Below are 12507 nucleotides of genomic sequence, written 5' to 3'. Positions count from 1 at the left end.
CTTGTTTGAACTGCTTTCCTTTAAAGTATCCCATCTATGATTCTCCTCAATCTATTTTGCAAAAGTTTAGCTTACTTTAAAAAACTTTGCAACAGAACCGATATCTAATTTGTCTTAGCTGTATGCCTTTAGACATATGTTTTTCTTCTTCAACGCTTGAATTACTACAAGTTTCTTTTGCAAAATTTTCTATATGAAACTACATCAATGCGGTATGTGAAATTTCATAAAGTTAATTCCAATATCAATTGGAAAATGAGTCATATTTCGACTTTTATTCTTCTCTTTCTTACCTTTCAAGTTTTCCTTACTTTCATCCAGAAGAAAATAAAAAGAAGCTCAATCCCTTATGTATCAATGGGTATAAGCTTCCTATTTTTAGGAATATTCTTTGCAACAAGTTGCCATTAGGCTAGTGTATCAGCAACTTGTTGCTATTACTATGAATGTTAGATTCCACAAAATTATTACATATTTTTTTATCTCGTTTTCTCTTAAACTCTATGCTGTATCCAACAAAATTATTCACTTATCTAAAGTTTAGAAAACTAAAGAATTGGACATGCTCTTAATAAAATCTAATGATTGAGGTGAAACACATGCCTTGGTTCAAAAAAACTAGATCTAACTTAGGTAAATTTTTAGACGATCATGAGATCAAACAAGTAAATTTAGCTCAAAAATCCGGTGTAAGTGAAGGAACAATCAGTAAATTGTACCGAGCAAATACTTTTTATCCCTCTTTTAAACATGGACAAAAGATTATTAAAGCATTAAAAAAATGACTCATAAAGAAATCCACCATGATGACTTTTGGATGTAGCTAAAATAGATCATGCATTATAAAAGTTCTTAGAAATACATTATGTTTAACAGCATATTGCTCTAACTTAGATTGCCGATAATCTGATAATGTGAAAAAAATAATCCCTAGAACCAATTAAAAGATAATAATACCTTTATCTTTTTCCTTTCTAATAAATAAAGTGCACATAGATTATATATGTGCACTTTCCATATTTCCTTATTAATAAAAATTAGCCCTTAATCTAATTTACATCTTTTCTAGTATTTCTTGTCTTTCACACCATTTTGTTAACTTTTCTAAAGCTTTTTTAGATAACCGTTTTGTTTTATAATTACAAAATCTAGACAATGTAGATGGCGAAATACTAATTTCATCTGCTATTTCACGAATGCTCACTTTCTTTTCATTATGCACTTTCAATATTTGGTCACGAATGTTCTTCTCTCTTTGTTCAACAAGTTCTACAGTCTCCCTAACTTCTTCTACAACTGTCACTACAGGTACTTGTTCTTGTGGTACCTCTATAAATTTCTTTCCTACTCCTATTCCCCTACCCATTGACTGTAGCATTTCCTCAGGCGGTAAAATAGTTATTCCCAAATTAGAATAATAATTTTTGAACCAGTTCCTTTTTCCAAATTGTTGTTCATCCAGAGCCTCACTATACTCCCAATGAGAAATTACTTTTTCTTTTTCTAAATCCATTAATACATTCTCTAATTGTTCTTTAATGCGATTAGGTTTCCATTCTTTTGGGATATCCATTACTGATAATAATCCCTTGTCCCCTCCTATAGAATAGGGCTTTTTCAATGATGAATACATTTGTCTAATTCTCCATTGCCATGTTAAATATCGAATTAACCTTTTATGATATTTATGTCTATAACTATTGTATTCAAGTGCTTTTTTAGACAATAAAGCTGTTGTATTATTTGATCCGTATAAATAATTGGTTAAAAAGCTACCTGGCTTAATGCGACAAGATTCAATACCCATATATTCATTTGTAACACTATGTCTCCACAATACAACCGAATCTAATACAAATAATCTTTTAATAACCTCACGTTTTAATTCTAGTCGTTCTCCTTCATCATCACGGTCATTTAATACTACTACCTCATTATCATCATTTAAATAGATAAAAATACTTGCTAAAGCTGCAATTCTCTTTGCTATTTTAATTTTATCTTCAGCTCGATAATATTCTTTATTTTTGACGACTGTCTTTGGAATGTTGCACATCTCTAAAACTTGCTCATAAGAAAAATCAATGAAATCGTCTGGAGAGTTTGCCTCGTTTATCCACTGTATTGTAATTGCATCTAAACAATCTGCCGTTAAATCATCCATATTACTCATTACATCATCAACAAGGGTATTCCATCGAGCTGCTTCTTCAATATGTGTAAGTCTTAAATCTTCATCTTTGTGTGAAGAAAGTTGAGCTACGCCATTAGAAGACTTCGTTTCAATAGGATATTGTAAGACTTTACTTTTTTCATCTTCTTCAAATTGATTCTTGGCAATTCCATCTCTTAGTTTATAATAAACAGCAGAATTATTTACTTCGTAATAATCCTCCTGGTTCACTGTATTTATTTTATCCATATGTTTGTCTTTTTCTAATATTATGGACTTTGAAGGAACTACACCCTGAAATTCTTTTTCTATAAATCCTTCAATCTCCTTATATATTTCTTCCTTATAAGAATCAATTTTTGCATAAATTTGTACTAATGTAATTCCGGATTCTTGCTTTTTCTCTAACCACGATACTAATGCAGTAAATGAGGGAGAAGCGTAAGATGAGGTTAGTACTTTATTATTATTATTTTCAACATCTTTAAAGTATGCATTCCACTTACTCCATAAAGGCTCATTTGTTTTATAAATTGGCTCAGAGATTAACAATGCATCTCGGAACATTTGTAATAAGTTATCCACTTTATATTCCTCCCTAAACCATGGATCACAACAAAGTAGTTTCCATCATAAAAATCTTTACTACTATTATATTTAATTTATTGTAACAGATAATCAAAAGGTTTTGCGGTTTCCTCATCCCATTTCATTGAACTTGTACTTATTTCCTATTTTACTTTAATCATTTTTACTTGCATTCCTTTTGCTCTTTCATCTCCCTAACTCTCCAACTTGCAACACGTTTGCGGTATCCTCACCCTATTTCGTTCAACTTGCAACAGTATAATCTTTTTCTTAACCTAATACATTACACACAAAATCGTTCTATTTTAAAATTTTCAAGTGAATTTTTTATATTTACAATAAGTTATACAAATAAAACGCAACATGTTTGCGGTATCCTTACCCTAACTTTTTTGTCATTTTTACTCGAATCCCTTATATATCAAAGAGTTAGATGTTTTTTGCTTATTCATATACATATAAATCAAATTGCAACACGTTTGCGGTATCCTTACCCTTATTTTTTGCATAAGATGCAACACTATTTGCAGTATCCTTACCCTATCACAATTCATAAAACTCTAATAAAACCTATCATATCAAAGATATTCGGTATAATTTACGTTCAATAAACGTACTTCTTAACTTGCAACACGTTTGCGGTATCCTTACCCTTATTTTTTTGTTATTTCACTTGAATTCCTTATATATCAAGGGATAGGCGTTTTTTTTTCACTTATTCATATATATAACTTAACTTGCAACACGTTTGCGGTATCCTTAACACAAAAAAAATTAATAGAATTCTCCAATCCTTTGATACACTTGGTTTTAGGGGCTGTTGCGAGTTTCTATTTTTCCTCTTAAAGGAGCAACTTTCATCATTTTTCGATTTGCTATAATCAAAATTGGTATATTTTAAGGTATTTTGGAATATATTTCTGAATTTGCAAAACGGAGGTGAAAAAGATGGGAAAATCATTTGTTATTCATAATCAACGTGGTCTAAATGGACAATCTACAAATGCAGTTTTAGTAACATTGAAATCATGGCAGAAACTTGTTGAAGCTTTTGAAGAAAAATACTACAGCTATAAAGATACATACCTTGAGGATATTCTGGATCATATGACATATGAAGAACGTATTGCCGATGTAGACGGCTTGGTGGCTCAGGCAAAACCATCTTTTTCACGTCGTACACTATCTGCTATTTCAGAAACAATGGGACGAAAACATAAATTATATGGCATAACAAATGCAGATTTAGAAGTTTTCTTATATCTACACAAAAAATGTTACACGAATGGGATCATTCCAAATGTAACGGTACATATGATGTGGGAAGATTACAAGCAATATAAAGAAGAGTTTGCTTACATACAGCACTCTCAATTCTATATTGCATTAAAAAAATTAAACCTACATAACATTATTACGATTGAAAATGAATTAGATGGCCGATATACAATTAAATTAACTCATTTTATGAATGAAGAAACTGAGAAGGCTAATGCATATGTTTATATCAGCACAGTGGTATTTACGAAAGCTTTCTTTGAGCTATCAGTTGCAGCTAAGAAGCTATTCTTAGATATTGCTATGCAACAGCACAGTGAAACGACTCTTAAACGTTCCTTAGACAAACAAGATGAAAGAGGGAATAGAACTCATTTTGGTGGGATGTACCGCTTTTTACATAAAAAATACCCACATCAAATCCGTGCGGTTATGACAGAATTAACAACTGCATTACCATGTACAGGGACCCCTCTATTCAAAATTTGCAAATTACAAAAAGGGGTTAAGAATACAAAAAGATATACGACTCTATATCTTTCCTTACATACGGATTTCTTATGTGCAAAAGAAACAGGAGAAGTACAGTATCGCAATCCATTCACACCAAAGCTTACTTATGCTCGTAAAGCTCGTTTTATCGAATCCGTACTACAAGAGATGAGTATTGGTGAATTCACGCAAGACATGAACAAATTTATTCATGTACTTAAATATACATGCCATCGTCAGATTCGCAGTGTAATTCGTAGCTTGCGTGACATGATAGATCGTAATGAAGAATATCCAAGTAAGTTAGTGTATACACTGAAAAAATTATTAAATCAAACTTCACAATATCAAATTCTTGATACAGCGGCTAAAGAAGGTATTTATCCTCTTATTACACAACATGTTCCAAAAGAACAAAAAGAACAAGCTGTATTTGATTTCGGATTGCATTTCTCAATGTACTCTCTTCGAAATATCAAAAAGCTGTTCCGTAAAACGTATGAATTACTAAAATGTAAATTTGCTGTACCTGTTACGGAGGAATCGTATCACCGCAACTATCTAAAGTTTCAAGAAGAAACGTTGTTTAGAAAATATGCCTATGAACAAGGTACAAATCTAAATGCTTATATAGCTTTAGAAATAGAAATACGTGAGCTCCTAAAAGCAAGGGGACATAAAGAACGTTTTATTCCTAGTGATATTCGTGAGTTGTTCATTGAAAAGATAGATAGATTACCGAAAGAAAAGCTTCGCGTTACTGAATTACCAGATAGCATAAATTTAATTACATTTATGCGTACCTTTGAACAGTTAATACGCACTGGTATTCAAGTAACAACAGCTGAACAAGTACTTGAAGTAATGGAAGCGAAATAACGATACTCAGCTCTCTGTTTTTGAAAAAATTAAAAATAGAGGGCTATTCGTATTGAGTCTGTTATTTAAAAAACTTTCACCACTTCATCACAATAAACAATTTTACTCGACTCTATTCATAATTAAGTCTTTTTTTATGCACTCATATACAAAACTGTACTGCAATTATCTAGATTTCCACACATACTTTCATGTAAACATGTTGAGAGGTATCTAAATATGTTCAAATATCTACAAAAAATCATAATAAAATAGTTAAATCTTGTGTATAAGTATATAATTAAAGAACCATGTGAATAAGATTATACAATTACCCTTGATATAAATGGCTTCTAGCTATTTATCTACCAAAAATCATCAATATTTATGTGAGTTATGTGATAAATTCGGATTATGTTAATTACTTAGCATCTAATGTGAATTATTTGTGGATAAATAGAATAAAATTGTGGAAATACAGTGGATTAATACGTAATTAATTAATTGAATAAATATGTTTAACAATGTATCATTTTGTTTCATTTTTTATGTAGAAATATAGATTTTTGTTTATGATTATTTGTAGTTTTCATATCATTATTATTCCTATTTTTTCGTTGTTAGATTTTACTATTTATGATTTTTTACGCTATAGTATGTTCAAAGTCCTTGTTACTGTAAGAGCAAACTCTTATTTATTGATCCTATAAAAGTTTTATCATTATATTTTTAATATATATAAGATATATATTTATATTAGATTTTATTAGTAAAATACTAATGTTAAGGACCTTCTTTAAAATGAATATATATTATTTAAACAACAAGGGACGAAATAGAGAAAATAATATCGTCCCAATAAATAATGGAATTATATCGCACCACTGATAGTTCCATTACGGGCACATTTCAATTTATACCCAAAAATCGTCATATTGAATATCCTTATGAGTCATTTTCTTCAATGCTTTAATAATCTTTTGTCCATTTCTTAAAGAAGGATAAAAAGTATCTGCTCTGCATAGTTTACTTATCGTTCCTTCACTTACACCTGAATATTGTGCCAAATTTATTTGTTTGATATCATTTCTATCTAAAAATTTTCCCAATTTGGATCTAGGTTTACTGAACCAAGACATATACCTCACCTCAATAATTTAATCTTTATTACAAGCATGTCCAAATCTTTAGTTTTCTAAACTTTAGATAAATGAATATTTTTATTTCATGTAGCATATAGTTTCAAAGAGAAAAAGATAAAAAACTTGTAATAATTTTGAGGAATGTAGCATTCATAATAATAGCTACAAGTTGCTGATACACTAGTCTAATGGCAACTTGTTGTAACGGATATGCTAATAAAATAAAAAAGCTGAAACATCTTGATATAAAAGGGGTTTCAGCTTTTTTAATTCTATAATATTATTAATATTAAACACAATGTTTTATAAAGTTCCCTAGGTTTTGTGTATAATAATGAAGGATTTTGTAAATAACAAAATTTATCTTTAAACATTGAACAGTGCATGTTTTTGATTATGGTGTAAAAACATCTTGTCCTATGTAACTAATCTATTAATCTTAGACAGACTAATACGATTAACTTTAAAGGGATAAGATGATGTATGTCTAAATCAACTATATGTAAGTAGTAAAAAAGAAATAGCTATAGACTATACCTAACCGAAATTCATCTCCCACATCTAAACGTGCTAGCACAGCTTCTAAAACATTCAGATAGTTAGCTGCGCTTCCTTGGTAACAAAGTACTGTTACAGTATCTATACGTCCTGCCTGTGGCGTGAAATAGCATAGTCATATTTCTAACCTTGTACGTCAACGATATCAGGAATGGTACTTCGGCTTTGGAAACAAGAATCCTAATAACGTCAGTTAGCTTGTCCCTTTAGGAGTGGAAGATTAAATAGATATATTATGGTGAGAATCTTTAATTTCCTTAAAGTTCCTAGGCACGTTAATTTTCCTTCTTGAATCAAATGATGTATTTGGAAAGCTAAATACGTATCACCAATACATTAATCACTTTCCCCCATCACTGCTCCAATAACTTGGGTTATATTTTGATATTTATTTGAAGTATTTTTTTGAGTAGTTGCATCATTATAATCTTCAGATACAGCTATTAGTTTTCCCTCTATTAATATTCTTAATACGTCTTTCTTTTGAAACCAATTTAATTGAGGGATTATGCAACCAGGAATATATTGAAGTGCTTTCCATTGCATAAGTAATACCAATAATTTTATAATGCGGCACAATAACACAATAACACAATAACACAAGTATAATTGTGTTATTGTGCCATTTTTATTAAGAGTGAAGAGAGTGGTGATTCTTAGTTGGATTTATCCATTTAAAAATATTGGTTACATCTTGCTCAGATACAATAGTGTAATCAGCTATCTAAATGTGCAAATTCTTTTCACTTATGTCTAGTTATTGACACTTGTGTATTGATTATAGTTCGCCCCTAACTAGCGGATTTTAGAATTGCAAAAAATGGACATTAGGGATTTGACAAATAGACTACAATTACACAATTGTAATTGTGGTTAATAGATAACTACAATCATTATTACTACGATTTTCCATAGTCCATATTGTTATGAAGTAAAATACTTGCTGCTAGGATATTACAAATTTCGCAATATGGGAAAGCCCATGTAGGACTTTAGTCGGCTGTTAGGCATGAGTTGAAAGTATCGCTTTGTCGTAGAAACACACTTGTTTTGGGATATACTTCAACTATAGACAAGAACAAGTCTTTAAAAAGACTATGTGATCCTTGAAAATAAGATATCGTTGGCCGCACGCCAGCGATACCAGAAATGGACTTCGCCCTTGGTAGCAAGAATCAAAGCAAGTAGAAGACTGCAATGGTTGTTCACCGGGATGATGTAGTAACAGTATTCCTCATCATATCTATTATTCTTTTCTTTACTGTGGTTTAAACAAATCTGAAATCAAATTTGTTAGGTGGAACTTTTTTGTTGAACCATTTTAAAAACAACATATTTCCAAATTTCTAGCAGATTACCAGATACTTTAATTTGTTTTGTTTGCAAATGACGTACTCTTTAAAAAATATTACACAATTATACAAAAGTAAATGTGTAATTGTGTAATGCATTGAACTTTAATCGCCTTGTATATCAGAGAAATCGTTAGTTAAAATCCAAAAAAAGGTTAACAATAATTTTCCTATTTGAACTAAGTATTTAGTTGTAGACAATCATTTAAAGAACACATCAGACGAATAATATAAAATATTATTAAAAAGGGAATTATGTAATTCCCTACCTAAACGCCTCTTTATATAAGTAATAATCCATCTTCAACAATAAAATTACACAATAATACAATAGCACACATGTGTTATTGTATTATTGTGTAATTGTAAATATATCCTTTTCGTTAGATTGAAGATTAAATATGACAACAGGTTCAATGAGCAGGAAAGCACATTCCTTTAGGGGGGGGATGGGAGTGTCAATTCCCTTTAGTAGCCTCTTTTTAAGGATGTTTATCATTTTTAGCCTCAAAGGCTCCTTAAAAACTAAGGATATAAGGTTGTGCGGGAATTTCGTCTGCCATGTAAAGTCTTCAATGTTCATTCGTCATGGTACGCATCAAAGAAGCAAAGATCAAGCAAAATAGGGGTGTCTATTGAGTTCAAGTACAAACAAACAGCTTTTAGGGTGGAAACTATCCATGGAGCCTTCTAAATAATTGAACGATAGTTGGGTGTTCCAGGAATCCTCTACTTCAAGGTATTAACCGCCCCCTCCTCTCATTGGGTTCAAGCATATCTTTCCATAATGCAAAACGTTTAAAATATATTACACAATTATACAAAGGTAAATGTGTAATTGTGTAATATATTGCACTTTAATCGCCTTGTACATCAGAGAAATTGTTAGATAAAAAGTGTATCAACTAATTAATAACACAATTAAACCAGTGAAACTATATCATTGTGTTACTGTGTTATTGTTATTTGTATTTATCAATCCATTCAGTAAGTGTTTTTTTCATACTTTTTGTGCTATCTTTAATCTCATCGAACAGATATGCCATTATTTCAGCCCAGGAAAACTCTTCATCATACGGATTATTTTTATTAATAAATTTAATAATTTTCTTTAATTCCTTTAGCCTATTATTATCTAGAGTGGCTTGTAAGTGTGTTTTTACATATCTATTTATTACATTGGAATTTTTTAAACTCACATCTAGTAAAAGCGCGGTAGCTTTTGATGGAGTAACATCTAAAGCGTATGCTAAAGCAGTAATTCTTTCATATGTTTCTTGTTTAAAACGAATGGTTATTCGATTACTGGGGCTTTCAACCTTTTCGCGTTGTAATGAAGTACGTTCTAAATTTCCTACATAACATGTAGAATCTACAATTAAATCTCTGCGAAAATGGTTTGCTAAAGCATCTATTACATCTTTGGATGCTAAACCAAACTCACATATAAATTCTCCAACGTCTTTAATAGGTGTAGTAGTTATATAAGATAATCGACAAATAACTTCACGGAGATCACTACTAATCGTCGGTTTAATATCTTTCTTTTTATCTGATCGAATCTTTCTCTTTTTCTCTCCTATTTTCATACTTACCTCCAAATTCGGATTTTAAGTTTTAAACAGTGTCCTAGTGTCCTAGATTTAATTTATGTATATGAAGTGGGGGAGAGAGCTATGTATAGATTTTTAGTAATCTGTTAAACATGGAAATAAGAGAGGGGAGGGAGAGGATATATCATGAAAATGTCGAAAGAAGAAGCCCAATTGATTGCAAAAAAAGGAATTACAAGCAGAAAAAAATATCAACTTCCTGGAAGAAAAAAAGAAACTTTGAGTAAGAATAATCATAAAAAATAGCACAATTATACATGTGTAATTGTGCTATTTTGTCGCTAATGATAAAATTAAAGAGGGTATTCATCGAATATCCCTCTTGGGTATAATTATTTTTTATTTTTTAGATTGTCAATTGCCATTTGTATAGCCACTGCAGGGGAAACTTCTAATTCTTTAGCTAGCTCAAAAAACTTTTTATACATTGGTACAGCTTCGTTTACTATTTCAACCATTTTTCTATTTTCGAAATAGCTAAGATCCTTCAATGTTCTATGATCTTCTGGGTAGATACGAATTGTTTGATATGTTGCCTGTGCTGTTTTTTGGGGTTCATTTTTTTCTGTTATAAATGGATTCCCTCTCTGTGCTTTAAATTCATCAGTAGGAATATCTAAAAAGCTCTTCTTTTTGTTCATGGACATTATTCTTCAATCCTTTCCATAAACTCACTAACTACCTTTTGATACATTTCCAATACAGCTAAGTCATGCATATCTTCATTTGTAATACCATTTTTACTAAAGAGTTTTATGCGTTCACGTTTCATAATTTGATTATCAAATAAGGTATCTTTAAAGATACGTTGTGCATCTTCTAATACTTCAATATCAACTTTCCCTTTTTTAGTAACTAGGTAGGGAATTACACCGATAAGATCAATATCTGAATTGTAGTTCTGTAAGTCTTTTAGGTAATCAATAAATTTCACAGATGCAGCAAATGATTGTTGATGTGTTTGCATTATTAAGGCAACATAATCACTAGCTACAATTGCATTGTTGGTATAATCTGAAATTGTTGGTGGCACATCAATTATTACAAAATCATAAGCATCCTTAATTTGCCTTAAAAGAAAATCAAGTAAATAGAATCGTTTCTCTTTGTCATCTGTTAATGCATATAAATGGGCTGGAAAACCAACAAGGTCAAGTTCACTTGGAAGCACATCTAAATTTGTGGACAATGTAATCACCGCATTTGAAAGGTCTTGTTGCTGAATACCTTCAAATAAACTAACTTTAATCTTTGAATTGAATCCATATGTTTTAAACATGATTTCTGTTGCATTATATTGTGGATCAAAATCAAGAAGTAGTACTTTTTTTCCTTGTTGTTCTAAAAGATATGCAAATAAAGTTGCAGCTGTCGTTTTACCAACACCGCCTTTAAAGTTTGCAAATGTAATTACTTTAGTCATTAGTCACTTCTCCTGTTCACATGGTGTAATCATTTTAGGACAATTATACAAGTGAATTAGTGCAATTGTGTAATTGTGAAATTAAGAGTCTTGCGAACAGCCCACATCTAACATCCTTGCGGGCTGTTTAAAGTGGGTGATTCTTGGTTATACATTTCTGCTAGTAGCTTACTAGCGAAGAGCGTGATGGCGAGCTATCACCCACATGTTCCGTAGGTTCTCTGTTATGATCTGTGCTGAAGCACATAGCTTCATAGATAAGTCCTTGAATAAATCTGGATTAGTTTCAATAGTTAAGATAATCTGTCTTATCCATTATTTTGCAAATACTTTTTCTTAACTAGATTATATCACAATTACACAATTCTACAAGTGTGTAATTGTGATACATAACACTTCTTTTGGGTTCTGTTGCAAAGTTTTGTTAACGTTAAATGGTGCCAACAAAAAGTTGTACATTTTATGCGATTGTTAGTAGCTCCTGTAATTCATTGTATGTCGAAAAACCGAAGTCTGAGCCAAGGCTTCGGTTTCGTTTATATAAAGCATGAATGGTTTCGATGCCTTTCAGGGTACGGGAAGCGTGGCGAAGATTTTGAAATCCTGCGGATTTGGAAAAACGTCGCTTCACATGCCTATGGTCCTGTWCAATGAGTTGTATTTAGATAAAAGCCTTGTTCTCTTAATTTGTTAAATGCGCAAAGTAATGCTGGTGCTTTGTCTGTAGTGAGAACCGTTGGTTCNGTACAATGAGTTGTATTTAGATAAAAGCCTTGTTCTCTTAATTTGTTAAATGCGCAAAGTAATGCTGGTGCTTTGTCTGTAGTGAGAACCGTTGGTTCTCCAAACGTTCTGACCAATCTTTTCATAAAAGCATAGGCACCCTGATGATCCCGTTTTTTACGAAGTTGAATATCCAATGTGTGCCCGTCTTTATCAATTGCACGATATAAATAACACCATTTTYCTTTTACTTTTATATAGGTTTCATCTAGTTTCCAAGATAATTGAACGTTTTTATTTTTCTTCT

General features: G+C 31.2%; 8 protein-coding genes and 2 pseudogenes. 2 read left to right on the top strand and 8 right to left on the bottom strand.

The window, feature by feature from the left end:
* Positions 1-599: 599 nt before the first annotated feature.
* The gene (locus AZF08_RS09445) at positions 600-785 is read left to right on the top strand and encodes a helix-turn-helix domain-containing protein (protein WP_235190145.1); all 186 of its coding nucleotides are present in this window, start codon (positions 600-602) and stop codon (positions 783-785) included.
* A gap of 38 nt (positions 786-823) precedes the next feature.
* Here the strand turns inward: AZF08_RS09445 and AZF08_RS32335 are convergent.
* Together AZF08_RS32335 and AZF08_RS09440 are read right to left on the bottom strand one after the other, a co-directional pair.
* Positions 824-928, bottom strand: a pseudogene (locus tag AZF08_RS32335) (replication-relaxation family protein); the annotation flags it as partial.
* A gap of 126 nt (positions 929-1054) precedes the next feature.
* Complete coding sequence (locus tag AZF08_RS09440) at positions 1055-2758, bottom strand: helix-turn-helix domain-containing protein (RefSeq protein WP_033678918.1); 1704 nt, start codon at positions 2756-2758, stop codon at positions 1055-1057.
* Positions 2759-3709: 951 nt separating this feature from the next.
* Between AZF08_RS09440 and AZF08_RS09435 the strand changes: the two genes are divergently transcribed.
* Complete coding sequence (locus AZF08_RS09435) at positions 3710-5410, top strand: hypothetical protein (protein WP_033678917.1); 1701 nt, start codon at positions 3710-3712, stop codon at positions 5408-5410.
* 893 nt (positions 5411-6303) lie between these two features.
* Here AZF08_RS09435 and AZF08_RS09430 read toward each other — a convergent pair.
* The 6 genes and pseudogenes from AZF08_RS09430 to AZF08_RS09405 all read right to left on the bottom strand — a co-directional run.
* Positions 6304-6528, bottom strand: a complete 225-nt coding sequence (locus tag AZF08_RS09430) for a helix-turn-helix domain-containing protein (RefSeq protein WP_033678916.1) — start codon at positions 6526-6528, stop codon at positions 6304-6306.
* A gap of 897 nt (positions 6529-7425) precedes the next feature.
* On the bottom strand, positions 7426-7635 hold the full coding sequence (locus AZF08_RS31180; protein ID WP_033678915.1) for a DUF3658 domain-containing protein: 210 nt from the start codon (positions 7633-7635) through the stop codon (positions 7426-7428).
* 1768 nt (positions 7636-9403) lie between these two features.
* Positions 9404-10030, bottom strand: a complete 627-nt coding sequence (locus tag AZF08_RS09420; RefSeq protein ID WP_033678914.1) for a hypothetical protein — start codon at positions 10028-10030, stop codon at positions 9404-9406.
* A gap of 356 nt (positions 10031-10386) precedes the next feature.
* Positions 10387-10701, bottom strand: a complete 315-nt coding sequence (locus AZF08_RS09415; protein WP_033678913.1) for a hypothetical protein — start codon at positions 10699-10701, stop codon at positions 10387-10389.
* Positions 10701-11477 (bottom strand): ParA family protein, encoded by a 777-nt coding sequence (locus tag AZF08_RS09410; protein WP_033678912.1) that lies wholly within the window; start codon positions 11475-11477, stop codon positions 10701-10703. Before AZF08_RS09410 ends, AZF08_RS09415 begins: the two co-directional genes overlap by 1 nt.
* Positions 11478-11937: 460 nt before the next feature.
* Positions 11938-12507: pseudogene (locus AZF08_RS09405) on the bottom strand (DDE-type integrase/transposase/recombinase); the annotation flags it as partial.

The organism is Bacillus gaemokensis, assembly GCF_001590835.1.
GTDB lineage: Bacteria > Bacillota > Bacilli > Bacillales > Bacillaceae_G > Bacillus_A > Bacillus_A gaemokensis.
This window is presented reverse-complemented; position numbering and strand designations above follow the sequence as displayed.